Annotated in this window: 26 protein-coding genes; 14 read left to right on the top strand and 12 right to left on the bottom strand. The window is 61.1% G+C overall.

Annotated elements, in window-relative coordinates:
- Window positions 1–108 precede the first annotated feature (108 nt).
- The 5 genes from OVA07_RS06875 to OVA07_RS06855 all read right to left on the bottom strand — a co-directional run bounded on the left by OVA07_RS06875 (window position 109) and on the right by OVA07_RS06855 (window position 5399).
- Window positions 109–1512, bottom strand: a complete 1404-nt coding sequence (locus tag OVA07_RS06875) for a sensor histidine kinase (protein WP_268170721.1) — start codon at window positions 1510–1512, stop codon at window positions 109–111.
- A gap of 5 nt (window positions 1513–1517) precedes the next feature.
- On the bottom strand, window positions 1518–2255 hold the full coding sequence (locus tag OVA07_RS06870) for a response regulator (protein WP_268170720.1): 738 nt from the start codon (window positions 2253–2255) through the stop codon (window positions 1518–1520).
- Window positions 2256–2260: 5 nt separating this feature from the next.
- Window positions 2261–2929 (bottom strand): EF-hand domain-containing protein, encoded by a 669-nt coding sequence (locus tag OVA07_RS06865; RefSeq protein WP_268170719.1) that lies wholly within the window; start codon window positions 2927–2929, stop codon window positions 2261–2263.
- A gap of 240 nt (window positions 2930–3169) precedes the next feature.
- The gene (locus tag OVA07_RS06860) at window positions 3170–3541 is read right to left on the bottom strand and encodes a VOC family protein (RefSeq protein WP_268170718.1); all 372 of its coding nucleotides are present in this window, start codon (window positions 3539–3541) and stop codon (window positions 3170–3172) included.
- 52 nt (window positions 3542–3593) lie between these two features.
- A complete protein-coding gene (locus tag OVA07_RS06855) occupies window positions 3594–5399 on the bottom strand; it encodes an aminopeptidase P family protein (RefSeq protein WP_268172640.1) in 1806 nt (601 codons plus the stop codon).
- 62 nt (window positions 5400–5461) lie between these two features.
- Here OVA07_RS06855 and OVA07_RS06850 point away from each other — a divergent pair, with 62 nt between their 5' ends.
- Entirely contained in the window at window positions 5462–7537 is a 2076-nt protein-coding gene (locus tag OVA07_RS06850; RefSeq protein ID WP_268170717.1) for a S9 family peptidase, read from the top strand.
- Window positions 7534–7956, top strand: coding sequence for an acyl-CoA thioesterase (locus OVA07_RS06845; protein WP_268170716.1), 423 nt, complete (start codon window positions 7534–7536; stop codon window positions 7954–7956). The genes OVA07_RS06850 and OVA07_RS06845 overlap by 4 nt, the downstream gene beginning before the upstream one ends.
- Here the strand turns inward: OVA07_RS06845 and OVA07_RS06840 are convergent.
- The 3 genes from OVA07_RS06840 to OVA07_RS06830 all read right to left on the bottom strand — a co-directional run bounded on the left by OVA07_RS06840 (window position 7929) and on the right by OVA07_RS06830 (window position 12864).
- Window positions 7929–9647, bottom strand: coding sequence for a GGDEF domain-containing protein (locus tag OVA07_RS06840; RefSeq protein ID WP_268170715.1), 1719 nt, complete (start codon window positions 9645–9647; stop codon window positions 7929–7931). The two genes, OVA07_RS06845 and OVA07_RS06840, sit on opposite strands and share 28 nt — an antisense overlap.
- Window positions 9648–9822: 175 nt before the next feature.
- Entirely contained in the window at window positions 9823–12216 is a 2394-nt protein-coding gene (locus OVA07_RS06835) for an FtsK/SpoIIIE family DNA translocase (protein ID WP_268170714.1), read from the bottom strand.
- 87 nt (window positions 12217–12303) lie between these two features.
- Entirely contained in the window at window positions 12304–12864 is a 561-nt protein-coding gene (locus OVA07_RS06830; RefSeq protein WP_268170713.1) for a thiamine phosphate synthase, read from the bottom strand.
- On the opposite strand from OVA07_RS06830, the gene OVA07_RS06825 reads away from it, so the two are divergent.
- From OVA07_RS06825 to OVA07_RS06815, 3 genes are all read left to right on the top strand, one after another.
- Window positions 12863–13528 (top strand): YggS family pyridoxal phosphate-dependent enzyme, encoded by a 666-nt coding sequence (locus OVA07_RS06825; protein WP_268170712.1) that lies wholly within the window; start codon window positions 12863–12865, stop codon window positions 13526–13528. The genes OVA07_RS06830 and OVA07_RS06825 overlap by 2 nt on opposite strands.
- Before the next feature lie 122 nt (window positions 13529–13650).
- Window positions 13651–14577: a GGDEF domain-containing protein gene (locus OVA07_RS06820; RefSeq protein ID WP_268170711.1), complete on the top strand. Its 927-nt coding sequence runs from the start codon at window positions 13651–13653 to the stop codon at window positions 14575–14577.
- Window positions 14513–14947: a GGDEF domain-containing protein gene (locus OVA07_RS06815; protein WP_268172639.1), complete on the top strand. Its 435-nt coding sequence runs from the start codon at window positions 14513–14515 to the stop codon at window positions 14945–14947. Before OVA07_RS06820 ends, OVA07_RS06815 begins: the two co-directional genes overlap by 65 nt.
- A 53-nt stretch (window positions 14948–15000) precedes the next feature.
- On the opposite strand, the gene OVA07_RS06810 is transcribed toward OVA07_RS06815, so the two are convergent.
- Complete coding sequence (locus OVA07_RS06810; protein WP_268170710.1) at window positions 15001–17325, bottom strand: TonB-dependent receptor; 2325 nt, start codon at window positions 17323–17325, stop codon at window positions 15001–15003.
- A 116-nt stretch (window positions 17326–17441) separates the two neighbouring features.
- Complete coding sequence (pyk, locus tag OVA07_RS06805) at window positions 17442–18893, bottom strand: pyruvate kinase (protein WP_268170709.1); 1452 nt, start codon at window positions 18891–18893, stop codon at window positions 17442–17444.
- An 89-nt stretch (window positions 18894–18982) separates the two neighbouring features.
- Here pyk and OVA07_RS06800 point away from each other — a divergent pair, with 89 nt between their 5' ends.
- From OVA07_RS06800 to OVA07_RS06790, 3 genes are all read left to right on the top strand, one after another.
- Complete coding sequence (locus OVA07_RS06800; protein ID WP_268170708.1) at window positions 18983–19291, top strand: DUF1244 domain-containing protein; 309 nt, start codon at window positions 18983–18985, stop codon at window positions 19289–19291.
- Between the two features lie 106 nt (window positions 19292–19397).
- Complete coding sequence (locus OVA07_RS06795) at window positions 19398–19634, top strand: DUF2312 domain-containing protein (RefSeq protein ID WP_225009663.1); 237 nt, start codon at window positions 19398–19400, stop codon at window positions 19632–19634.
- A 41-nt stretch (window positions 19635–19675) separates the two neighbouring features.
- A complete protein-coding gene (locus OVA07_RS06790; RefSeq protein ID WP_268170707.1) occupies window positions 19676–19993 on the top strand; it encodes a heavy metal-binding domain-containing protein in 318 nt (105 codons plus the stop codon).
- Between the two features lie 11 nt (window positions 19994–20004).
- Here the strand turns inward: OVA07_RS06790 and OVA07_RS06785 are convergent, their stop codons facing one another.
- Entirely contained in the window at window positions 20005–20694 is a 690-nt protein-coding gene (locus OVA07_RS06785) for a CPBP family glutamic-type intramembrane protease (RefSeq protein WP_268170706.1), read from the bottom strand.
- Window positions 20695–20813: 119 nt separating this feature from the next.
- On the opposite strand from OVA07_RS06785, the gene OVA07_RS06780 reads away from it, so the two are divergent.
- From OVA07_RS06780 to ruvB, 5 genes are all read left to right on the top strand, one after another.
- Window positions 20814–21578 carry a YebC/PmpR family DNA-binding transcriptional regulator gene (locus OVA07_RS06780; protein WP_268170705.1) on the top strand — a complete coding sequence of 255 codons (765 nt, stop codon included), beginning with the start codon at window positions 20814–20816 and terminating at the stop codon, window positions 21576–21578.
- Window positions 21579–21621: 43 nt separating this feature from the next.
- Window positions 21622–22098: a crossover junction endodeoxyribonuclease RuvC gene (ruvC, locus tag OVA07_RS06775; protein WP_268170704.1), complete on the top strand. Its 477-nt coding sequence runs from the start codon at window positions 21622–21624 to the stop codon at window positions 22096–22098.
- Window positions 22099–22146: 48 nt separating this feature from the next.
- Window positions 22147–22644, top strand: coding sequence for a nucleoside deaminase (locus tag OVA07_RS06770; RefSeq protein ID WP_268170703.1), 498 nt, complete (start codon window positions 22147–22149; stop codon window positions 22642–22644).
- A gap of 71 nt (window positions 22645–22715) precedes the next feature.
- Window positions 22716–23330, top strand: coding sequence for a Holliday junction branch migration protein RuvA (gene ruvA, locus OVA07_RS06765; protein ID WP_268170702.1), 615 nt, complete (start codon window positions 22716–22718; stop codon window positions 23328–23330).
- Between the two features lies 1 nt (window position 23331).
- Window positions 23332–24360, top strand: coding sequence for a Holliday junction branch migration DNA helicase RuvB (gene ruvB, locus OVA07_RS06760; RefSeq protein ID WP_268170701.1), 1029 nt, complete (start codon window positions 23332–23334; stop codon window positions 24358–24360).
- Window positions 24361–24867: 507 nt separating this feature from the next.
- Here the strand turns inward: ruvB and OVA07_RS06755 are convergent.
- Window positions 24868–25356 carry a hypothetical protein gene (locus OVA07_RS06755; protein ID WP_442789627.1) on the bottom strand — a complete coding sequence of 163 codons (489 nt, stop codon included), beginning with the start codon at window positions 25354–25356 and terminating at the stop codon, window positions 24868–24870.
- On the opposite strand from OVA07_RS06755, the gene OVA07_RS19140 reads away from it, so the two are divergent.
- The gene (locus OVA07_RS19140) at window positions 25310–25570 is read left to right on the top strand and encodes a PEP-CTERM sorting domain-containing protein (protein WP_442789626.1); all 261 of its coding nucleotides are present in this window, start codon (window positions 25310–25312) and stop codon (window positions 25568–25570) included. The genes OVA07_RS06755 and OVA07_RS19140 overlap by 47 nt on opposite strands.
- The last annotated feature ends 177 nt before the right edge of the window (window positions 25571–25747 follow it).

Below are 25747 nucleotides of genomic sequence, written 5' to 3'. Positions count from 1 at the left end.
GCACGCGAGTCCTTTCGACAAACGACATTCGCGCACCGACAAACGTCGATTGACGGTATCGTGCCAGCGATGAGTGAGGAATGAACCGCCACCCAGCGCGACCTATCTTCAGCCCAGCGGAAGCCGGACAGTGGCGGTCAGTCCGACGATGGCACCTGTCCGATTGCGGCGATTGACCAGTGTCAGCGTGCCGCCATGCTGATCGGCAATGGCGCGGGCAAGCGTCAGGCCAAGGCCGGTTCCGCCGGTTCCGCTATTGCGCGATGCCTCAAGCCGGGTGAATGGCTCCATCATCCGGGCGATTTCGTTTTCGGGAATCCCGGGGCCATCGTCTTCGATGGAAAGAACGGCGGTGCGCCCGTCACGCAGCAGCGAAACCCGCGCGCGTTCGCCATATCGCATCGCGTTGGACACCAGATTGCGTAAGGCGCGGCGCAGCCATGTGGCGCGCAGCGACATGACCATGCGTTCGGTTTCGCCCAGTTCCACCGGCTCGCCCATATCCTCGAACTCGCCAATGACATCAGCGACCAGCGCGGAAAGCTCTGTCGGTTCAAGAGGATCGGAGGGACGGCCAACGCGGGCAAGCGACAGAATATCGTCAAGCGAACGGTTGATATCTTCGATCGTCGCGGCCATGCGCGCGCGCTCAGCATCGTCCTCAACGGCCTCTATCCGCACGCGAAGGGCCGCCAGTGGCGTCTTCAGATCATGCCCGATGGCGCCAAGCATGACGTCCTTCTCATCAAGCATGGCTGCGATGCGCGCCTCCATGGCATTGTGCGCGGTTATCAGGCCCTTGATATCGTCCGGCCCTTCGGGCTGCAATTGGCCTTCCAACAGGCGGTTGCCCGCAAAATCTTCAACCCGGCGGGTCAGCGCCTTTAGCGGGCGTGCAATGCGGCGCAGGATCACGGCCATTGCGCCGAACAGCACCAGATAAAGCACGATGGTCTGCGCCACCAGCGGAGCAAGCACGCGCATGTCGCCGCCTTCGGCATAGACCCGCGTCGATATCCATTTCCCGCTGTTCTGCCGAATGGCCGCGATGACAAGGCGCGGCATCGGTTCATTCGAGAACACGGCCAATTCACGCTGATGGCGGCGCATGAAGCGCACGCTATCGGGATCTTGCATGGGGTGCCGTTCGAACACCACCACCTCGGCAGCGTCAAAGCTTTGCGAGGCAAGCACCTCAGCCAGTTCATGTTCCACCCGCGACAGGCGCTTTTCGTGGGGCAGACGAGGCGAAGCGTCGCTGGTTTCCAGCTTGAACGGCGGCGGAGTATCATCCTCGCGGTCGCGCCGCACGCGATGCTGACGGTGCGGAGGGCCAAGCAATTTGAATGCCGCCGCGCTGACCATGCCCGATTCACGCCGATGGCTTTGTTCACGCCAGATCAATACCGCCGAAATGGTCTGCGCAATCAGCAATGCCAGTGCGATGGCCAGCAGAACCTGACCTTGCAGGCTGCGCGGCCACAACACCGGACGAAAACGGGGAACGGCCATGCGGATCAGGCCTCGTCCGGGGTGATGGCGCGTTTGCGCACTTCGGCGGCCAGCATGTAGCCCCCGCCCCATACTGTCTGGATCAATTGCGGATTGCGGCTGTCGACTTCAATCTTGCGGCGCAGACGCGAAATCTGGTTGTCGACCGCGCGGTCGAACAGGTGGGCTTCGCGGCCCTGCACCATGTCCAGCAGACGGTCGCGGTCCAGCACCTGCCGGGGATGATCGAGGAAGGCCATGAGCAGGCGGAATTCAGCAGAGGAAATGGCGATGATCGCGCCATCGGCATCGGTCAGCCGCCGCTTGAGCGGATCGAGCCGCCACGTCTCGAATTCATAAATGACCGCATCGGAAATTTCGCTGGATTGCTTGGTCGCGCGGCGAAGAACCGAGCGGATGCGAGCGATCAGTTCGCGCGGGTCGAACGGCTTTACCACATAATCGTCCGCGCCGATTTCAAGCCCGATGATGCGGTCGGTCGATTCGCCCTTGGCGGTGATGAAGATGACCGGCAGACGTCGCGTTTCCACCAGATGTCGGCACAGCGACAGACCATCTTCGCCCGGCATCATGATGTCGAGCAGGACCAGATCGCACCCGGCTTCAAGCAGGCGGCTGCGCGCTTCGGCAGCAGTGCCGGCCTGGGTTACGACAAACCCCTGCCGGACAAGATAGTCCGCCAGGGGTTCGCGCAGGGCCGGTTCGTCATCGACCAGAAGTATGCGGATAGGCGTATCGTTCATGGCATTCAGTTAGCCGGAGGCGGGGGCGGAGGTCCATCACCCATTGCACCAGGCGCGCCACCAGGACGGGGACCACGCATCTTGCCCATCATGTCTTTCATGGCGGCGCGGCGTTCTTCAGGCGACACCTTACCGTCCTTGTTTGCATCAGCTTTGTCGAAATGGGCTTTCACGCCCGCGTCAAATTCGGCGCGCGTGACAGTGCCGTCCTTGTTGGTGTCGGCCATGCCCATCATGTGCATGCCGCCACCCATCATGTGATGGCCGCGACCACCCATCTTACCATGCCCCATTTTGCCGTGGCCCATCTTGCCATGATCCATACCGGCGCCAGCAGGGGGCATACCAGGCTTATCACCGCGCATCGGGCCATCCTTCATCTGCTGATGATGGGCGGCAAATTCTTCGCGGCTGATCGAACCGTTCTTGTCGGTATCAATATCGGCAAAGCGCTCGGCCATTTTGGCGGCGCGATCAGCCTGATCCAGCTTGCCGTCCTTGTTGACATCAAGTTTGGCCCACATGGCATCAGCCTTGGCCTTGGCTTCGACCCAGGTGATGGTCTTGTCGCCATCGGCGTCCATCTTCTGAGCCGCAGCAGGCGAGGCAGCATAGAGGGCCATTGAGGCGGTCGCCACGACGGCAGCCGCCGCAGCAAGTTGAAACTTTTTCATGTCCGGTGCTCCATGAGCAGGAGAAAAGAGGAGACTGCGGCCACCCGCCATTTGGCAAGGAGAGGGGGAGGGAAGGCCTTGCCCAGGGGGACTGGATGGGGGCGACCGCAGTTCCTATGAACTCTATCTAGGCGTGCATTGTCGCGGGACTATGCCGATAGCACCGGAAATTTGTCTCAAATTGTCGCACCGGGACCGGGGCGTTCACTTTTGCGCAAGGCAACGCCCCGGCACGACGCATCAACCCATGATAAAGGCGTTGAGCTTGTTGCCATCGGGATCGCGGAAATAGGCCGCATAGAAACCACCGTCGCCGCGCGGCCCCGGCGCGCCTTCGCAGGTGCCGCCATTGGCCAGCGCGATTTCGTGCAGGCGATCAACCTGGCCTGCATCCTTCGCTTCAAGCGCTACCATTACGCCATTACCCACGGTTGCTTCGTTACCGTCGAACGGCTTGATGATGGCAATGCCCGCAGCACCGCCCGGTTCACCCCATGCGATGCTGGTTTCCCATTCCATCATCCGCCCCACGCCCATTTCGGCGGCAATGGCATCATAGAATTTGGCCCCGCGCGCGAGATCGCTGGTTCCCAGTGTCACATATCCGATCATTATAATTCTCCTTAATCCCGAATCAGAACATAAGAACAATATGTGAACACTGTTACACCGGCAAGGGCGCGCACATGGCGTCGAGCCACGTCAGATCATCGCCCACAAGTTGCGGCGCGAGCAACGCATGGGTCTGCGCGTGATAGCTGTCGAGCCACTGGCGCTCAGCGGGGGAAAGCAGTGCGATATCAATCAGGGCACGATCGATCGGCACGAATGTCAGGGTTTCAAAGCCATAGAATTCGCCTTCTCCTCCGACAATTTCACGCTGTTCGACCAGCACCAGATTTTCGATACGGATACCGTATTCGCCCGTCTTGTAGTAGCCCGGCTCGTTCGAAAGGATCATGCCCGGCATCAGCGCCTGCCCGGTGCCTGCCTGCCCACCCGCAGCCTTGGCAATGCGCTGCGGCCCTTCATGCACTGACAGGAAGCTGCCCACGCCGTGGCCGGTGCCGTGGGCATAGTCCAGCCCGGCAACCCACAGGAACTGGCGGGCAAAACTGTCCAGTTGGCTGCCCGCCGTGCCTTTGGGAAACACCGCGCAAGCCAGCGCAATGTGACCTTTCAAAACGCGGGTGAAGCGATCCTTCACTTGCGCAGGCGCGGCATCAGGCCCGACCCATACGGTACGGGTGATATCGGTGGTGCCGTCAACATACTGACCGCCTGAATCAACGAGATAGACGCTGTTGGGTTCAAGCGTGCGGCTGGTTTCCTCGGTAACGCGATAATGCACTACCGCGCCGTTGGGACCAGCGCCCGAAATGGTGTCGAAAGACAGGTCTTTCAGCAGGCCACCTTCTGCGCGGAAGGCCTGAAGCCGGTCAGCGGCGGAAAGTTCGGTCACACCGCCTTTGGGCGCTTCAACCGCGATCCAGCGCAGGAAGCGTGAAACCGCCGCGCCATCGCGCGCCTGTGCCGCGCGATGCCCCGCCTGTTCGGCGGGATTTTTTACCGCTTTGGGCAGGACCACCGGATCTGTCAGCGGCACGATCTGCGCCCCCGCTCCTGTCAGAGCATGGAAGATGGCGGCCACGGCGCGTTCGGGATCAACCGCCACCTTGAGGCCTTTCAACGCTTCCAGCGCAGGCACGAAAGCATCACGCGGGCAGACCCGCACGGCATTGCCCAGATGTGCGACAAGATCGGGCGTGACCTTTTCCGGCGCGATGAACAGGTCTGCCGTACCATCGGCATGGGCGATGACGAACGACAGGGCGACAGGCGTGCGGTCCACATCGGCCCCGCGAATGTTTAACAGCCACGCCACCGAATCGAGTGCGGTTATGACCGCTGCATCAAGCCCTTGGTCAACCAGCCATTGCGCCACGTCAGCACGCTTGGCGGTGGCAGTCTTGCCTGCGTGTTCGTCAGCATGGGGCACGGCGGGGGCCAGCGAGGGCGCGGGCTGATCGGCCCACACTGCGTCCACCGGATTGGCGGCGACAGGCCGCAAAGTTGCGCCGCGCAACTTCAGCGCATCGGCCACGCCATCGGCCCAACCCTTGGCATGGAGCCATGCATCATAGCCGATGGTCGCGCCTTCAGGCGCATGTTCGCCCAGCCATGCGGCAACGCTGGATTGCGGCACCGATTGATAGGACCACAGCGCGCCATCCACCTGATCGCGCACCTGTAGGGTGTATCGGCCATCAACAAAGATCGCGGCCTCGTTGGCCAGAACAACCGCCGTGCCGGCAGAGCCGCCAAAGCCGGTGAGCCATTCCAGCCGCTGGGCATAGGCCCCGACATATTCGCTCATATGTTCGTCGGAAATAGGGATGACGAAGCCATCAAGGCCCTGTTTCACCAGCTGCTTGCGCAAGGCGTCAAGGCGGGCTTCATGGGTGTGCATCAGCATGGGAACATTCCTGAAAGAAAGCGGCCCGGCTTGCGGGCGTCATGCTGGCAACATAGATGCAGGGAATGACTCTTGCCACTCCCCCCGTCGCCGCGAAAAAACCGCACAGCTTTTCCCACCATGGCCTGACCGTTACCGACGATTATGCCTGGCTGCGCGATCCGGGCTATCCGGAAGTTACCGACAAGGCGGTGCTGGCCCATCTTGAGGCCGAAAATACGTGGTTCGACGCCCGCATGGCCGAACGCAAGCCGGTGATCGACAAGCTATTCACCGAAATGCGCGGGCGGATCAAGGAAGCGGACAAGTCGGTTCCGCAGAAGGACGGCAATTTCCTGTACTGGATCGAGTATGAGGAAGGCGCGGAATACAAGAAGTGGTGGCGCCGGCCTGTGGGCGCGGCGGATGATGGCAGCGCGGACGAGCTGATCCTTGATGAAGTCGCACTGGCCGACGGCGTGGAATACTTTCGGCTGGGCGCGATTGCGGTGTCGAGCGATGGAACCAAGCTCGCCTGGTCGGTGGATGACAACGGATCGGAACGCTTCACCGCGCGGATCAAAGTGATCGCCACGGGCGAAGTGCTGCCAGATGAAATCCCCGGCACGCTTTCCGGCCTGATCTGGGTGAAGGGCGATACCGGCCTTGTCTATTCCCTCGCCAACGAAAACTGGCGCACCGACAATGCCCGCCTGCACTGGATCGGCCAGCCGCTGGAAAACGATGTCGAGCTATACCACGAGGATGATGAAGGCTTTCGCGTGGGCGCGGCGCTTTCAGCCAATGAACAGTGGCTGATTATCTCGACCGGCGATCATGAAACAGGGGAAACCCGGCTGGTGCCTGCCGCCGATCCTTTGGCCGAACCGATTCTGGTGAAGCCGCGCCAGAAGGGCGTGGAGTATGACGTGGATGAGCGCGACGGCATGCTTTACATCCATGCCAACGACACCCACGAAAACTTCCGCCTGGCCACCGCGCCGCTGTCCGATCCGGGCAAGTGGACGACGCTGATCGAAGGCACGGACGATTTCTATCTGACCGGGTTCGAACTGTTCCGCGATTTCTACGTGGTCGAAGGCCGGGTGCGCGGGCTGGATCGCATCGAAATCCGCTATTACGACGATCCCGCCCGGATCGAACCCATCGAATTTCCCGAAGCCAGTTACGAGGCATCGCTGGGCGACAATCCCGAATGGGCCATGCAGGTCTTGCGGGTGGGCTATGAATCGATGGTCAGCCCGGCGTCATCTTATGACTATGATGTGGCCAGCCGCAACCTCACCCTGCTGAAAGTGCAGGAAATTCCCAGCGGCTATGATGCATCGCTCTATGAAACGGCGCGACTGGAAATTGCCGCGCGCGATGGCACGATGGTTCCGGTTTCCGTGGTCTGGCGCAAGGATCGGGCAAGCGGTGGGCCGCTGCACCTTTATGGCTATGGCGCCTATGGCATCGCCATCGGGCCGGGCTTTTCGACAACACGGTTGAGCCTTGTCGATCGTGGCTTTGCCTATGCCATCGCCCACATTCGCGGCGGCGATGATATGGGCCGCGCGTGGTACAAGGCAGGCAAGCTGGAAGCGCGGACCAACACCTTCAACGACTTTGTCGACGTGGCCCATGGCCTGATCGAGCGCGGGTTTACCCAAGCCGGGAAGATCAGCATTTCGGGCGGGTCGGCTGGCGGCGAACTGATGGGCGCTGTCATCAATTCTGACCCCGCGCTGTGGGGCGCTGTGGTGGCCCATGTGCCGTTTGTCGATGTACTGAACACCATGCTGGATGAAAGCCTGCCACTGACGCCAGGCGAATGGCCGGAATGGGGCAACCCGATTGAAGATGCCGCCGCGTTCGAACTGATCCGGTCCTATTCCCCCTACGATCAGGTCACGGCGCAGGCCTATCCGCCGCTGATGGTGACGGCCGGGCTGAACGATCCGCGCGTGACCTATTGGGAGCCGGCCAAATGGGTGGCCCGCCTGCGCGAAGTAAAGACCGACACCAACGAACTGATCCTGAAAACCAACATGGGCGCAGGCCATGGCGGCAAATCGGGGCGGTTTGAAAGCCTGAAGGAAACGGCGGAAGAGTTCGCCTTTATCCTGTGGCAACTGGGCGTCGCGGTGTGAGCAATCGCCACGCCCTGTCTTTTACCGCACAGCCGCAGCACATTGATGAACTGGGCCACGTCAACAATGCGGTATGGCTGCAATGGGTGCAGGATATTGCCGTGGCCCACTGGGCGGCGGTGGCTCCGGCAGACCACCAGCAAGCCTATGTGTGGGTGGTGACCCGGCACGAGATTGATTATCGGGGCAATATTGGCGTTGGGGAAAGCGTTCAGGCCGAAACCTTCATCCCCGAACCGCCAACCGGTGCGCGATTTGACCGGCGGGTGGATTTCACCAATGCGGCGGGCAAGGTGATTGTCAGTGCGCGGACGACCTGGGCCTTGCTGGATCGCGTTTCGGGACGCCTGCTGCGCGTTTCGGCAGACGTTGCCGCACCGTTCCTGCCAGATCAGGCCACGCAACGCTCCGCAGGCTGAAACCCGGTAACACGTTCTTTCATCATCCGGTTTCGGCCCAGTCTTTTGGCTTCATACAGCAGCCGGTCGCACTGGATATAAAGCGCCATGAAATCGATCTCCAGCGTGCCTTTGGGATCATGTTCAACCACGCCCATGCTGGCGGTCACAAGCCGGTCCAGCGCGGGCGCCTGAGCAGCGACCCGCGCTGTAATCGCGCGGCGGCAGCGTTCCGCACGGGCGACAGCGTCCGGCCCGCGCAGCAACAGCATGAATTCCTCACCTCCCATGCGGATCGCCTTGCTATCGCGATCATCGATCATCGCCCGCGCAACCGCGCACAGCACCTCATCACCCACCGCATGGCCATGCACGTCATTGACAGTTTTGAAATGGTCGAGATCAATCAGCGCCATGGTGCGGAAACCGGTGCGGAACAGTTCATCGAATCGCCGTTCGATGGACCGACGGTTGCGCAGGCCTGTCAGCGGGTCGCGCCCGGCCACGCCTTCAAGTTCAAGCGCGCGGGCGGTTGCCCTGTCACGTTCATTGCGAACACCGACAAAGCGATTGACGATACCCAGCGCGGTTACCACCACCTCCAGCGCAAGCGCCAGATAATATACCTCGACCGCCTCGGTCGGACGCATGCTGGGTACGACATAGGCCGCGATGCGCCAGACAGCGATTGCAATGATCGGCGTCCACCCGATGATCTGGAACCGGACTGACGGGCTGTGCCGCCGCCATGCATCCACCATCATGGCAACGATAAAGCTCAACGCGATGCCGGTCACAATGTTGAGCGAAACCGACGAATAGGGACGTAGCACGGCCAAGGGCACACTGGCCGCCATCCCCGCCCCGAAAACCACTGGTGCAAAGCGGATCGATATCGTGCGCAAGCGCGGATGCAAGGCATCAGGTTCAAGGAAGGTTGCCGCAAACATCAATGCCGCAGCCACCAGTGTCATGATCGCAATGTTGTTGATCTGCCATTCAAGCAAGGGCGGCATATCGCCCATGATATGCACGAAACCCGTGCCCAGAGCCGCCTGCACCAGCATTGCTGCCGCCATGACCAGATGCCAGATGACAAATCGTTCGGGCAACACTGAATAGAAGGCAGCATTGATAAGCAGCGGCACCAACAACATCCCGCAAATCGCAGCCATGGCAACAATCCGCCCCAAGGGCCAACCTCTGGCTTGCGGGTCCGAATCGAGCGCCATCTGGCTCATTGTGGTCTTGCCCCAAGGACGCACCACCCGGACCACGATCTGCCTCGTATCGGAATCAGCCCCAGTGATCGGGATCGACAGATAAGGACCGGTGCTCAGATGGCTGGCGTCGCGCGGCCACCATGACGTCCACTGCGCTTGGCCACCACGATCTACCACACCCACATCGATCCGTTCAAAATTGCCCGTATGGGTCACGATGCTTTGCGGCAGGACATGCCCGTCCGCAGCGTCAAGATCGAAGCGCATGAGCGTTGTTTCAGCAGACAGGTTCCATCCGCCGCGCCACCCCCCATTTGCACACTGCCAGCGGGCCGAATCGGCCAACACTGCCTGCCACGATTCTGCAACTGCAGCCGGTGCATGACACATCTGCTGGGCGACAATGGGCATTGCGCCCGCTGCTGCGGGCATCATACCGGCAAACAACAGGACGATTGACCACAGCGCTCGTCGCAGCATGCTGAACATGAGAGCGTTCTAAAGCTTGCGCCTTAGAACCAAGTTAATGCGCCAAGAAATTCGATCCGGGGTCAATCCCTATTGGACATGTTCAGTATCATTCATCGAATCATTGCCTTTGGGACAAGTCTGACTCAGGGATTTCAGAACACTAATATTAGGACGCAAACTGATAACCCTGAAATCACAGGACGTTGCCATCCTTGTCACGGTATATTTCGCGACGTCCGACATGATTGGCCGGGCCAACAAGGCCATCGGCCTCCATACGTTCGATCCATTTGGATGCCGTGTTATACCCAACCCCCATCTGCCGCTGAATCCAGCTTGCCGATGCTTTTTGGCTTTCGAACACCAATTGACACACCTGCCGATACTTGCGGTCTTCGGGATTATCTGAAGCGCTGTCGATATCATCAAAGCCGAAGCCGCCGTCTTCGGGTTCTTCGGTAACCGAATCAACGTATTCGGGGCTGCCTTGTGCACGCCAGTGATCGGCGATCTTTTCCACTTCCTCGTCCGAAACGAACGGCCCGTGGACGCGCTTTATCGGGTCGGTGTTGGGCTTGTAGAGCATGTCGCCCTTGCCCAGCAGTTGTTCTGCGCCCTGTTCGCCCAGAATGGTGCGGCTGTCGATGCGGCTGGTCACGGCAAAGCTGATGCGGGTGGGCAGGTTGGCCTTGATGACGCCGGTGATAACGTCAACCGACGGGCGCTGGGTTGCCATTATAAGGTGGATACCTGCCGCACGGCTCTTTTGCGAAAGCCGCTGGATCAGCACTTCGATTTCCTTGCCGACGGTGACCATAAGGTCCGCCAGTTCGTCGACGATCACCACAATCTGCGGCAGCACTTCGTAATCGAGCTGCTGCTCTTCAAACAGTTCCTCGCCTGTATCGGGATCGAAGCCTACCTGAATGCGGCGGCCCAGCGGTTTGCCCTTGGCCTGGGCCGCGCGGATTTTTTCATTGAACCCCGAAAGATTGCGCACACCGATGGAGGACATCTGGCGATAGCGCCGCTCCATTTCCTCGACCGCCCATTTCAGCGCGCGCACCGCCTTGGCGGGTTCGGTAACCACGGGCGAAAGCAGGTGAGGAATGTCGTCATAAGACTTCAGTTCCAGCACCTTGGGGTCAACCAGAATCAGGCGACACTGCGCGGGCGTGAGCCGATAGAGCAGCGAGAGCAGAATGCAGTTGAGGCCAACCGACTTGCCCGACCCGGTAGTGCCCGCCACCAGCAGGTGGGGCATGGTGGCAAGATCGGCCACGACCGGTTCCCCGGCAATGTCCTTGCCCAGAATGATCGGCAGCAGCGCCTTGGAACTGGCGAATTTTTCGCACGCCACCAGTTCACGGAACGATACCATGTCGCGGATCACGTTGGGCAGCTCGATACCCATGACCGTGCGCCCCGGAATGGACGAAACGCGAGCGGAAATCGCGCTCATATTCCGGGCGATGTCATCTGCAAGGCCGATGACGCGGCTGGCCTTGATACCGGGTGCCGGTTCCAGTTCGTACATCGTCACCACTGGCCCGGTGCGGACGGCGGTGATTTCACCCTTCACATTGAAATCATCCAGCACGTTTTCCAGCAGGCGCGCATTGCGTTCCAATGCCAGCTTGTCGATCTTCTGCGCCGATCCTGCAGGCGCTTCGACCAGCAGTTCGATTGATGGCAGTTCGTGCTTGTCGAACAGATCGCCCTGCCGCGCTTTGGCCGGGGCACTCGCCAGCGCGGGTGAGCGCGTCGGATCAGAAATTTCGGTCGGTTTGCGCGGGGCAAGTGCCGCTTCAACATCGATTCCGTCGGCTTCTGCGCGTGCCTCCTTTTCGCGGCGCTCCTTGCGCGGTTTTGCGACCGGCGGCGCGATTTCCTGATCGTCGTCGTCCTCACGATCTGCCCGTGGCGTGCGTTGCAAGAACGGCGGCAGGCTCAACATTCCGCCCCAATCAAAAGCGAATACCCGGCTGGCAATGGCGATACCGCCACCCAGCGCCAGCAGGCCCAGCGGAGCCTTGATCCACAGCGCGGAAATCTGTGGGACCAGATTGGCCAGCGCGGTGATGGCCGATGCCCCGATCAAGCCAGCAAGCCCGCCTGGCCCGGCAGGAAGGCGGCTGGTCGCACTCGCCCCCCATAGCGCCAGCGCGGTGCCGACCAGTGCCATCGCCACCAGCAACAGCACTGTTGGTCGCCACCAGCGCGGCGCAGGCAGCGCTTCGTCATCATCCCCGGTATCGATCAGGTCGCTTTCAGCGCCCCACAAACGCCGCGCAAAAACCCATAGCAGCGGCAACAGTAAAGCCCCTGGCAGACCAAAAATCAGCAGCACTCGCTCTGCCGCCCAGGCGCCGGGCAGACCCATCCAGTTCTCTACCGGACTGCCCGACGCGGTACTGCCCGAAGGATCTGTCTGCGTATAGCTGACCAACGCCAGCGCCAGAAACACCAACGCTGCCAGCAGCACGCTGCCGCCAATCATTTCAAGGCTGCGCCGCAGCGACCGGCGCAGCACGGCACGCCAGTCTGCCCCGCTTGCGCGTGCGGTAGTTGCTGCCCGGCTTGCCATGATGATCGCGTATCCCTGCCCTTGCTTTACCTATAATGCGCCCGAACGGGAGTCAGCGTCAAGAATCCCTGATATGATGCCTGTTTCTCAGCATGTTAGGCCGTCTATCGCGGCCCAGCCATGGACTGGCCCACGAGCGGCAAGGCGCGCCGCGCGGGCATGGTCAAGACCGCCAAGCGCGATCACCGGTAGCGGTGAACGCCGCGCCAGCAACAGGAACCGGACTGCGCCAAGCACCTGTCCACCAGGATGCGATCGGGTGGGAAACACCGGTGACAGCACGATACCATGCGCGCCTGCCCGCACTGCCGCGCCCATTTCCTTCATGGAATGGGCCGTCGCCAGCCGCAACCCCGGCTTTCCGGCAACAGCGCGCGCCGCGCCGTAAACACCATCGGCCTGCAAGTGGTCAGACATATTGGCACCGATAACCCGCAAGCCCCGCGCACGCGCCTGTTTGGCCACCTGCCTAAACCGCCTGTCGCGCTCTGCCGGTGCCAGATGATAATGCCGGAACACCACCGCACTGCCCCGCGGCAGCCGGGCAAGGACGCGCGCCAGTTCCGCATCGTTGCGGGCATCGGTCAACAAGGTGACGTGCGGGATGGTCTGGCGCTTTGCCATGCGCACGCTATAGCACCGCGCCATGGAACAGGCAGTCCCTTCATCGCCACTGGAACAGGTTCGCACGCGCATTGTGTCGGCCGCTAGAATTGCGGGCCGCAAGCCTGACGAGATAACGCTTGTCGCCATTTCTAAGACCAAACCGGTTGCGGCGATTGAAGAACTGATCGCGCAAGGGCAGCGGGTATTCGGCGAGAACCGCGTGCAGGAAGCACAGGCCAAATGGCCCGAAATCCGCGCCGCCCATCCCGATATCGTTCTACACCTTGTCGGCCAGCTTCAATCGAACAAGGCCGAAGAGGCGCTGGAACTGTTCGACTGCATCCATTCGCTTGACCGGCCCAGCCTGGTCACCGCGCTGGGCAAGGCGCAGGACAAGCTGGGCAAGCGCGTGCCCTGCTTTGTGCAGGTCAACATCGGTGCCGAAGACCAGAAAGGTGGATGCGCCGTGGCCGATCTGCCCGCGCTGCTGGCGCAGGCAAATCAGGCCGGAATCGATGTAATCGGCCTGATGTGCGTGCCGCCAGCCGATATCGAATCCGCCCCATTCTTTGCCCTGCTCGACAAGCTGGCTGACGAAAACGGCCTTGCCCTGCTGTCGATGGGGATGAGCGACGATCTGGAAACCGCCGTTCAATTGGGCGCAACCCACGTTCGCGTCGGATCAGCCCTATTTGGCCATCGCTAAAAGGAATTTGTTAAACTTAACAAGCGATAAGGGCAGGAAGGTATTCCTACTGCCGCCAAGGTTAATGCGTCTTGTCGGGCTTATGGAGGATAAGCGCGAAACCTTTGGGAGAACAGGCAGCAATGGCAACCGGGCAATCACCGGACCAGACCGCACTGCACGCAAGTGACAGATTGCTGGATCGCACGCACATTTCGGCAATGGCGGCGCAGGCGATTGTTCTGGCATCCGTCATCCTGTCGCTGTTTGTCGATGACATCTATCATCATCAACTGGCTGGCGTTGCCGCGCTGGGCCTTGCCGGCGTCTTCATGATGCAACTGGGCCTGCGCAAGATTGCGATGGGCATTCGGACGCGGCAATTACAGCAGTTCTGCCAGACCCGCGATTCACGCGAACAGATTCAGGAACTGTTCGCGATGACCGACATGCTGCAGGCTGCCGAAACCTATGATGATGCCAGCGCTGTCCTGATGGCAACCGCACGACGGCTTTTGCCCGGCTATGGCGCAGCGCTCTATATCTTCAACAATTCGCGCGACAGGCTGGACCTTGCCCGTTCATGGGACATGCCTGAGGCATTCAACGCGCAGGACATGCTTTCCCCAGCCAATTGCTGGGCATTGAAGCGCGGCAAGCCACATATCAATGCGCCCGGCGACAATACGCTGTGCTGCGCGCACCATGGATCGCACGTTGGCAGCGTGGAAATCCCGATGATGGCCTGCGGCCAGTTGCATGGCCTGCTGATAATCACCCACGGCGAAACCGAAAACGCCTTTGGCAACCTGATGGAAATACGCCGTCTGGGCCGCGCACTGGCGGATTCGATGTCACTGGCCCTGTCAAACATTGCCCTGCGTGAAAAGCTGCGCACCCAGTCGCTGCGCGATCCGCTGACCGGGCTGTATAACCGCCGCTATATGGAAGACGCGCTGGAACGCTTCGTTTCACTGGGGCGCGCGCAATGGCGGCAGCACCGCGCTGGTGATGATCGACCTCGACAACTTCAAGAAGCTGAACGACGAACATGGCCACGCCAAGGGTGATGCCGTGCTGCGTGATGTGGCCGGCCAGCTTGTCGGCTGCTTGCGTCCCAGCGATGTGGTTTGCCGTTACGGCGGCGAAGAACTAGTGGCGATCCTGCCTGATTGTTCGCTGGAAGACGCCATGGTCAAGGCCGAAATGCTGCGCGACCGGGTTGCAGCGCTGTCAGCCGTTCATGAATGTGCGGTCACGGCCTCGCTCGGCGTAGCCTCGGTGCCGGAAACCGCTGCGTCGTGTTCAGATATTCTGCCCAACGCCGACGCCGCGCTTTATGCCGCAAAGAAAGCGGGCAAGAACCGTGTTCTGAGTGCCGAACGCCGCGCGGGCCGCGACGCGCCAAGGCTGGCGACAATCAAGGCCAAGCAGCCCTGAAACAAAAAAGGGCGGGCCATGTGGCACCGCCCCTTCTTTCACCGAAGGCCCGATCAGAACGAAGCGCTAAGCTCCACGCCCAGCACGCGCCCCTTGTTCAAGGGTGAGAACGTGCCAGCCTTGGGATTTTCGGCATAGGCACCGTCAACACCGGTGGACAGCGGACCGCCGAACACCGGAATCTGCGCCGCCGTGCCCAGTTGCGTGTCTCCGCCGTGCTGCACCTGATCCAACAGGTTTTTGCCATAGAGCGTGAACGTCAGCGCGCCTGCACGATAGCTGATCGACGCATCAAGGTTGTCCGCTGCCGTGATCCAGCCATAGTTGCTGTCGGTATAGGCAAACTTGTCGCGATGCTGGAAGTTGGCGCGGGCGGTGATAGCCGAATCTTCGCCCACAGGGAAATCGGCCACCGCGCCTACACCATAAGTCCACTTGGGCGTGCGCGGCAGGTCCAGCACCAGATCGGCAGCCGTCACCACGCCGTCGCCGGTCAGATCGAACTTGACCGTTTTATAGCGTGCGTTGACGTAACCGACATTGGCGGTGAGCAGGAAATTGCGGCTGACGGCGAAGCGCCCTTCCGCTTCGAAACCTTCGATCTTGGCGTCGGCAGTATTGTAGATCGACTGGGCGACACCTGCGGCAGATCCTTGGTTGATTTCACGTTGCATGTCGCCAACATCGGTGCGGAAAGCGGCAAGGTTGACCGTCAGCTTGCGGTCATCGGTGCGGAACTTCACGCCCAGTTCGTAGCTGTCGACCTGTTCTTCATCAAACGCGAGGCCGCGCGTAGCCGCTACCGCTTCAAACGCATTGGCATTGGTGATGCGGAAGTTATATCCGCCCGAACGGAAGCCGCGCGTCCAGTTGCCGTAAATCTGCGCATCGCTGCCGAACTTGTACTGGAAGCCCAGCTTGGGACTCCAGTTTTCCCAAGTCCGCTTGTCGCTAAAGCCATTGTTCTCAGTGGGAATTAGCGGATTCTTGCCAGTGGTCGGGCAAGTGGCCGTGATGACCGAACACGCCGGACGCGGACGGATATAGGTAACCGCCACTTCCTTGGTTTCCTTGGACCAGCGAATACCTGCAGTCAGCGTCAGCGCATCGTTGACCGCGAAATCGCCCGACGCGAAAGCGCCCAGCACGTCATGATCCTGACGGCCACCGCCGGTTTGCGCCAACGGGCTGATGAATGCCGGAAAATAGCGGATTTCATCATAGGCCAGCTTCTGCGTGAACCAGAAACCGCCCGCCGTGAAGTCCAGCGCGCCGAACTGGTTATTGTAACGCAGCTCATCCGAATACTGCTTCTGCTTAAACAGCGCGTCCGAATGGAAAATGAACACCGGCTTGGCGTCGATATCGCTGTTGGTCTTGGAATCGTAGTCGCGGAAACCGAAGATGTTGGTGATCTTGCCATCACCCACATCGATCTCGGTCTTGTGCGAGGCAAACCAGGTGCGGTTGTTGTAAGAACCCGCGTTGTCGATGGCGAAATCGAAAGTGTCACGCTTATACAGACCATGGTTCTGGCCGGCCGGGCCATCGCCATTGCTGGTGAAGTATTCCACCTTGCCGACCATACGGATGCCATCGGTGGGCAGGAATTCCAGCGCGCCGCGCACGATCTGGGTGTGCGCCTCGCCAAAATCCTTGCCGTCGAACAGGTTCTTGAAATAGCCCTGATCGTAGTTGGTATAACCACCGAGCTTGAAGTTCAGCTTGTCCTTGATAAGCGGACCGGAGACCACCGCCTGCGCCGAAATATTGCCCGAACCACGCCCGGAATCGACCGGCCCGTCAAGCGACAGGCGGATATTGGCGCGCCAGTCGGGCGTGGGATCGCCGGTGTTAATAAGCACCGCGCCGCCGGTGGTGTTGCGGCCATAAAGAATGCCCTGTGGACCACGCGCGATTTCGATCGAGCCAAGATCGAACACGTCGAAAACCAGACCATTGTTCACGCCGATATAGACGCCATCGACGAACACGCCGACGGTGGGATCGATCGACGGGATCGAGCTGTTCACGCCCAGACCGCGAATGGAAAAGTTGGCCGTACCGCGCGACGTGCCGACCTGATCGAGCGAGACGTTGGGCGCGCTATAGGTAAGCGACTGGATATCGCGCACTTGCAGCGCCTGAAGTGTCTGGGCATTGAACGCGGTAATGGCCACTGGCACGGCCTGGACGTTTTCAACGTCCTTCTTCTTGGTCGCGGTTACGATGATATCGGCATTGAGAAGGTCGATGGCAGACTGTTCGCCCTTCGCCTCTTGTGCCTGCACGGCACCTGCGCCCATGGCGGCAAGCGCGACAAAGCTAAGGCCGCGAACTGCAGCCGCACGCACATTTCTTCTGGGAAGACCAGACATTCACAACTCCCATTTTTTTCTTGTGAGAGTGAAAATGCCGCAGGACCAGCCGAACTCAACCGGTTTTTAACAGGCCGGTTAAGTTCGGCAACAGGTGTGACAAATTTACACTGATGTCAGTCGCGCTGCTCCAGTTCCTTACCGGTCAGCGTGACCACATGAAGCAGGTTTGTAGCGCCGGGCGTGCCGAATGGAACACCTGCAAGCGCCACCAGACGCGCCCCGGCAGTGCCAAAGCCATGACGCAAAGCCATGCGCTTGCCCTTGCCGATCATCTCTTCAAAGCTGCCGATATCCTTGGTGGTCACGGCATGCGCGCCCCACAACAGGCCCAGCCGGCGCGCGGTAACCTGCGACGGGGTCAGCACCAGCATAGGCACCGAAGGCCGTTCACGCGCCACGCGGCGAGCGGTCGAACCAGACCCGGTAAACACGATGATGCCAGTAATCGGCAGCGTGTCAGAAATGCTGGCCGCGGCCTGCGCCAATGCGTCAGCCGTTGTCGGATCAGGCAGGGTTTCGATGAAGTGGACACGCGCGGCATAGCCGGGATCAGTCTCCACTTGCGCGGCGATGCGGTGCATGATCGTCACCGCTTCTTCAGGCCATGCGCCCGCTGCGGTTTCTGCCGAAAGCATCACTGCATCGGCCCCGTCGTACACCGCGTTGGCCACGTCCGAAACTTCGGCGCGAGTCGGCGTCGGCGCTTCGATCATCGATTCAAGCATTTGCGTGGCGACCACCACAGGCTTGCCCTGACGGCGCGCGCTTTCGACAATGCGCTTTTGCAGCGGCGGCACTTCTTCGGGATTCAGTTCAACGCCCAAGTCGCCGCGCGCCACCATGATTCCGTCGGCCAGTTCGATGATCTCTTCCAGCCGCGAAATGGCGGCGGGCTTTTCGATCTTGGCCATCAATGCGCCATATCCGCCCATCAGGCGGCGCGCTTCGGCCACGTCTTCGGGGCGCTGCACAAACGACAGCGCAATCCAGTCCGCGCCATGTTCCACTGCGAACGACAGGTCGCGCCGGTCCTTTTCGGTCAGCGCGGGCACCGGCACCACGGCATCGGGCACGTTCACGCCCTTGCGGTCGGAAATAACCCCGCCCACTTCAGCCGAACACAGAATTTCGTTCTCATCTGCACGGATCACGCGCAGGCGCAGCTTGCCATCGTCGATCAGCAGGCGCTGGCCTTTTTGCAGCACGCCGAACAGTTCAGGATGCGGCAGGCAGACGCGGGTTTCGTCGCCCGGTTCAGGGTTGCGGTCCAGCGTGAAGTGGCCGGAATGGCGGATGACCGCGCGGCCATCCTTGAACTGGCCCACACGCAGCTTCGGCCCCTGAAGGTCGCACAGCACGGTGATGGGGCGGTTCAGCTTCTTTTCCAGCGCGCGGATATTGGCGATGGTTTCGGCATGGATGGCATGTTCGCCATGGCTCATGTTAACACGAAAGGCATCGGCGCCTGCGCGCACCAGCTTTTCGAGCATTTCGGGTTCGCGGCTGGCGGGGCCCACCGTGGCGAGGATCTTGACCTTCCTACCGCGCGGATCGATCTTGGCCACAGCTATCGTACTCCCTATGCAATTGGCACGCTGTAAAACAGGCAAGCGGGCTATGGCCCATGCCCTGCCAAAACCCAAGGACGTTTACCGTGGATACGAATGCAATCGATGAACTGCCCGATGCCGTCGCCGCATCCGCCTTTCGCCGCCTTGTCCGCCATTTGCAGCACCGCCATGATGCCCAGAACATCGACCTGATGGGCCTTGCCGGGTTCTGCCGCAATTGCCTTGCCGACTGGATTCGCGATGCGGGCTTCGACGGTGACAAAGCCGCCGCCCGCGCGGTGATTCACGGCATGCCGTTTGATGCATGGAAAGCCGCCCACCAAACTGAGGCGACGCCCGAACAGATCGCGCGCATGGACGAAAGCCTGAAGAAAAACGCATCCGGCCACTGATAGCGCCGAACCGGCACAAGATTTCCACAGCCGCGCTTTGCCCCAAGGCAATGCCCCCGCTATCAGCGCGGCCAACCGATTCACATATTACCCCGGAGATACCCCGATGGCCGAATCCGCCGACGACCGCCTGCGCCTTCTGATCGAGCGCATCGAACGCCTCGAAGAAGAAAAGAAGGGCATCGGCGACGATATCAAGGACGTTTACGGCGAAGCCAAGGCCACCGGTTATGACGCCAAGATCATGCGCCAGATCGTGCGTCTGCGCAAAATGAAGCCGGATGACCGCCGCGAAATGGAAGCGGTTCTGGAAACCTACAAGAACGCGCTGGGCATCGACTGATGAGCCGGATAGGCTGATCCAAATTTACGGAAAGGCCTGCCATGCTTATTGCCACGACCAGCCTGATCGAAGGCCGCCCGGTGCAACGCTATCTTGGCGTTGTCACCGGCGAGGTCATTCTGGGTGCCAATATCGTGCGCGATATCTTTGCCTCGATCACCGATATTTTCGGCGGACGTTCAGGCAAATACGAAGAAGTTCTTGCCCGTGGCCGCGAACAGGCCCTGCGCGAACTGGAAGACAAGGCGCGCGCTGCGGGTGCCAATGCCGTGATCGGCGTCGATATCGATTATGAAACCATCGGCGCGCGCGGATCAATGCTGATGGTCAGCGTCAGCGGGACGGCTGTGGTTCTGTAGCCCACAGGTCTTTATCCCAGCAGGGCCAGCGACAGCATGACAGCATTCGATGCAACATGCGTCAAAATTGCGCCCAGCAACCCGACGCGCTGCCGGATGTAACCGAACATCAGGCCGGACCATGCCTGTGGCAGCACCAGCGGCACCGCCAGCAGGCTGACGTTGGGATAATTGGCCAGATGCATCGCGGCAAACAGCAGCACTGTGCCATAGAATATCGCCGGAAAAGCGCGGGCGAACCAGCGCGGGGCCGTGCGCTGCGCACGCAACCGCCACCAGCCAATTGCCGCAGCCGCAAGCGTTGCCAGCAAGATCAGCCCACCTGCCAGCGCACTGCCTTTGCCAAACGCCACGAACAGCGCAAGGCCTGCCACCGTATCGCCAAGCAGCCACAACGCGGCCGGTCGGCCGGTTTGCCAACCGCGAAAGAACAGTTCCTCCAGCACGGGAGCCAACACCACTGCCCCGCCCCACAGGGCCAGCGGGCTCATCCCGTCAAAGGCATTGGGCGCAGAAAGGCCGAATGCCTTTTGCCAGGCCAGCATGATCTGCACCACCACCCCGCCCAGCACGGCAATTTGCACCGCAGTCAGAATCGCCCAGTGCCCCAGTACTCCCCGCGCGCGCAGGCCGCGCGGCTCAAGCAAAGTAGGGCGGCGTACAAAGGCCAGCAGGTCGGCAATCGCGTCAGGTATCGTCATCGCTCGCGTCATGCCTGCAAATCTGTCTCCACGCCACAATTCGCGTCATCATTGCCCGCAAGGCTTGCGTCGGCTAGGGGCAAAGCAGATTCCGTCAACAGATCCGCAAGAAGCGAACCATGGCAGGCCATTCCAAATTCAAGAACATCATGCACCGCAAGGGTGCGCAGGATAAAAAGCGCTCGGCCCAGTTTTCAAAGCTGAGCCGCGAAATCACTGTGGCGGCCAAGATGGGCATGCCCGACCCTGACATGAACCCGCGCCTGCGCGCCGCCGTAAACGCGGCCAAGGCGCAGTCGATGCCCAAGGACAACATCCAGCGCGCCATCGACAAGGCGAGCAAGGGCGACGGCGAGAACTACGAGGAAGTGCGCTACGAAGGCTACGGCCCCGGCGGCGTTGCAATTATCGTCGAAGCGCTGACCGACAACCGCAACCGTACCGCCACCAATGTGCGCACCGCGTTCGCTAAAAACGGCGGCAACCTTGGCGCGTCGGGCGCGGTCAGCCACGGTTTTGAACGCCTTGGCCTGATCGAATACCCCGGCAAGGTCGGTGACGAGGAAAAGGTTCTCGAAGCTGCGATCGAAGCGGGTGCCGACGATGTCGAATCGGACCTGGGCGATGGCGATGAAAACCCCGGCAGCCACCAGATCTGGGTTGCAGTGGAAAACCTCCACGAAGTCGCCCGCGAACTGGAAAAGACGCTGGGCGAAGCCGAAGGCGTGAAGCTGGCATGGAAGCCCAGCCTCAAGACCGAAGTGTCGGCCGATGATGCCACCACCCTGCTCAAGCTGATCGACGTGCTGGACGACGACGATGACGTGCAGACCGTGTGGGGCAACTATGAAATCCCTGACGAAGTGATGGAAAAGCTGGGCTGATCTTGACCTTCACGAAGCGGCCTTTGGCGGCGGGGTCGATGCCATGATAATCCTTGGCATCGACCCCGGCCTTACCTGCACGGGCTGGGGTGTAATCTCCAAATCGGGCAGTAACCTGCGGCACGTCGCCAACGGGCAGATCCGCACCGACGCCAAGGCCAGCATGGCCGAACGTCTGGTCGAACTGGACGCTGCGCTGTGCACCGTGATCGACCTTTACAAGCCTGATACTGGCGCGGTCGAAGAAGTGTTCGTCAACGTCAATCCGCAGTCCACGCTGAAGCTGGGGCAGGCACGCGGCGTTGCCATGCTGTCGGTTGCGCGCGCAGGCATTCCCGTGGCCGAATACCCCACCAAAGTCATCAAGAAGGCACTGGTGGGGACTGGCGGCGCGGAAAAGCAGCAGATCCAGCACATGCTCAAGATTCTGCTGCCCGGTGTCAGACTGGCGGGCGAAGATGCCTCAGATGCGCTGGCCGTAGCGATCACCCATGGCAACATGCTGGGCAGCCACCGCTAGGATCAGGGTCTAGACGGAACTCACCGCCCTGCCGGGCGTAATCTTTCCATGCAGGCAAGTTCAGACAACGACTGGATGGCCCGCGCGCTCGATCTCGCCGTTTTCGAGAAAGGGAGTGACCCGGCCAACACACCTATCGCGGCGATTGTCGTGCGCGACGGACTGTTGCTGTCCCAGGGCGTCAATTGCACCGCCGAACATTGCGACGCTACCGCCCATGCCGAAATCATGGCACTGCGGGCGGCAGGAAAGGTCGCGGGCGAGATGCGCGTCCCCGGCGCCACGCTTTACTCCACGCTACAGCCGTGCGGCATGTGTACGATGGCCGCGATCTGGGCCGGGGTGACGCGAATTGTTTATGGCGCAGGCCGCGGCGACGTCCACAAGATGTACTTCGAAGACCGCCACCTCTCTACGCTCGACTTCGTGGCTGATGCTTACAAGGATGACCTGACCCTGACCGGCGGCATTTTGGCTGATCGGTGCGCTTTGCTTTATTATCGTCCGTGGGACGACGTGCCGACCGATCAACAGGCCAATGCCTGATCTCCGCCACAGCGGATCATCCGCACGATAGCTCTGGCGCAAGCTGAATGTTCCTGCCATAGGAACAAACCATGATCGCCAAGCTCACCGGCATTCTTGACGATACCGGCCCCGACTGGGCGGTGATCGACGTTAATGGCGTCGGTTACCTCGTCCATTGCTCCGCCAAAACGCTTACCCATCTCGGCATCCGGGGTGACAAGGTCGTCGTCCATACCGAAATGCAGGTGTCGGAAACCGACCAGCGCCTGATCGGCTTTACCAGTGCGGGCGAACGCGCGTGGTTCCGCCTGCTGACGGCGGTTCAGGGCGTCGGGTCCAAAGTCGCGCTGGCCATTCTGTCGGCTCTTGCCGTGGAAGAACTGCAACGCGCCTGCGCCCATGGTGATGCCGCCATGGTTGCGCGTGCCAATGGGGTCGGGCCAAAGCTCGCCAGCCGCATCGTCAACGAACTGAAGGACAAGGCTGGCGGCCTTGCGGGCTATGTCTCGCCCGTTGGACCGGGCGGAGAAGCCATGCCCCTGCCCCCCGGCAACGCCAGCGCAGACGCCATCTCGGCGTTGCAGAACCTTGGCTTCAAACCTGCCATCGCTACCATGGCCGTTGCTGCGGCCGTCAAGGATTTGGGCGAAGATGCCGGGTTGAACGATCTGGTGCGCGTGGCGTTGAAGAGGGCGGCAGGATAATATGACCGACAATCCCCTCCTTTCCGCTGATCGCCAGCACGAAGATCCGGACGCCGCACTGCGCCCCAAAACGCTGGCCGAATTTGTCGGGCAGGCTTCGGCGAAGGACAACCTGCGGGTATTCATCGAAAGCGCCAAGATGCGGCGCGAAGCGATGGACCATGTGCTGTTCTTTGGCCCGCCCGGTCTGGGCAAGACCACACTGGCGCAGATCATCGCGCGTGAACTGGGCGTCAATTTCCGCGCCACATCCGGCCCGGTCATTGCCAAGGCGGGCGATCTGGCAGCGCTGCTCACCAATCTTGAACATGGCGATGTCCTGTTCATCGACGAAATTCACCGCCTCAACCCAGTCGTGGAAGAAGTGCTCTATCCGGCGATGGAAGACCGCGCGCTCGACCTGATGATCGGGGAAGGGCCGTCGGCCCGGTCAGTACGGATAGACCTGCCACCATTCACGCTGATCGGCGCGACGACGCGGCAGGGCCTGCTGCAAACACCGCTGCGTGACCGCTTCGGCATTCCGGTGCGCCTGCAGTTCTATTCGGTTGATGAACTTGAGCGCGTTGTCGCACGCGGGGCCAGCCTGATGGGCATCGGCATCGACAAGGGCGGCGCCACCGAGATCGCCCGCCGTGCCCGCGGCACCCCGCGCGTGGCGGGCCGCCTGCTGCGCCGCGTGCGAGATTTCGCCCAAGTCGATGGTGCCGAAAAGATTACCCAAAGCATCGCTGACAATGCCCTGACCCGCCTTGAAGTCGACAAGATCGGCCTCGACCTGCAGGATAGACGCTATCTGATGATGATCGCCGACATCTACAAAGGTGGTCCGGTCGGCGTTGAAACGCTGGCCGCTGGCCTGTCAGAACCGCGCGATACGATTGAAGAGGTGATCGAGCCCTATCTGATCCAGCTTGGCATGATTGCCCGCACTGCGCGCGGGCGCTGCCTGAATGATCGGGGCTGGCAGCATCTGGGAATCACCCCGCCTACCGGACAGACGCCCGGCCTGTTCGACAGCGCGGAATGAACCTGCCGAAATGATTCGGTTTTAAGGACTCGCCCGCCATTCGGTCCCAGATTGGCACAGAGTTAACAGCCGCACCGCTGCGGTCCCGTTTTCGGGCAGATTCAGGGGCGATAACGCGGTTAATGGCATTGCCCTTGGGCCACCCATCTGCGTTCTTCGACATGTCAGGAAGGGCAAGCAAGGCGTTAACCCGCATCTGCTACGGCCACTCCCTCAGGGAAGAACGAGAGCAACGATCATGTCGGTTCGGATGGCATTGGCAAAATTGGCGGCAGCGGCAGCAGGCGGGGCAATGCTCGGCGGCGGCGCCGTGCATGTGTCGGAAGCCCCTTCGAAGGGTGAAATCCACCACGTCAAGCCGGTGAAGGTGAAGAAGGCGAAACCTGCCAAGCGCGTGGTTGCGCGCCGGGCCGCCCCGCGTGAAGTGCATCGCGCACGCCGCGTGGTCACCACGACCACCACCCGATCATGCGAACCTGCGCAGCAGATGGCGATGGTCCCCGTGCCTTACGTGCCCCCCGTCCCACCCCAGCCGATCGGTGGCAGTTCGGGCGGCGGCGTGCCGGTGGTGATCGGCGGCGGCGGAATCGGCGGCTTTGGCGGCGGGTTCTTTGGCGGCTTCTTCGGCGGCGGTGGCGGCAGCGGCGGTGGCAGCGTGGTCATTTCGTCCACAAGCACCGGCTCCACGTCCACATCGGGCGGCTCCACATCTTCGTCGGGCGGGTCAAGCTCGACCAGTTCGGGCGGCAGCTCCTCCACCACGGGCGGCGTGTCCACCTCGACAGGCGGTGTTTCGACATCAACCTCGACATCTTCGGGCAACGTGTCGACATCCAGCGGCGCGGTCAGCACCTCGTCGGGCAACGTCAGCTCCAGCTCTGGCAACGTCTCGTCGTCCAGCGGGAATGTCTCCACATCGAGCGGGAACGTCAGCACCTCGTCGGGGAACGTGACGTCCAGCTCATCAACCTCGACGTCTTCCGGCAATGTCAGCACCAGTTCTTCAACGTCGAGCAGCACCAGCAGCTCTACGTCGTCGTCGACCTCCAGCTCCACTTCGTCGTCAACGTCCAGTTCCAGCTCGAACGGCGGCACCACGACCACTTCTTCGACCGGTGGCACCGAAGTTCCCGAACCCTCGATGGTGATCCTGTTTGGCGCAGCAGCAGCAGGCCTTGTTGCCCGCCGCCGCTTCGGCAAGGCCAAGTAGGGCTAAAACAGTTCTTGCCCCCGCTGAGGCGGGGAGATTAGGGGAGGGGCGGCTTCGGGGGGAGCCGCCCTTTTTGCTGTCCTGCGTCCCTCTTGCCAACCAGACTCGCGCCGCCGTTCTGACCTCCCTGCTTCTGGCCCTGCGTCGTTCGTGTAGAGCGGAGTCGAGACACAAACG

The sequence above is a fragment of the Novosphingobium sp. SL115 genome (genome assembly GCF_026672515.1).
GTDB lineage: Bacteria > Pseudomonadota > Alphaproteobacteria > Sphingomonadales > Sphingomonadaceae > Novosphingobium.
The sequence above is the reverse complement of the archived record's forward strand: the minus strand, read 5'-3'. Positions and strand labels throughout refer to the sequence as shown.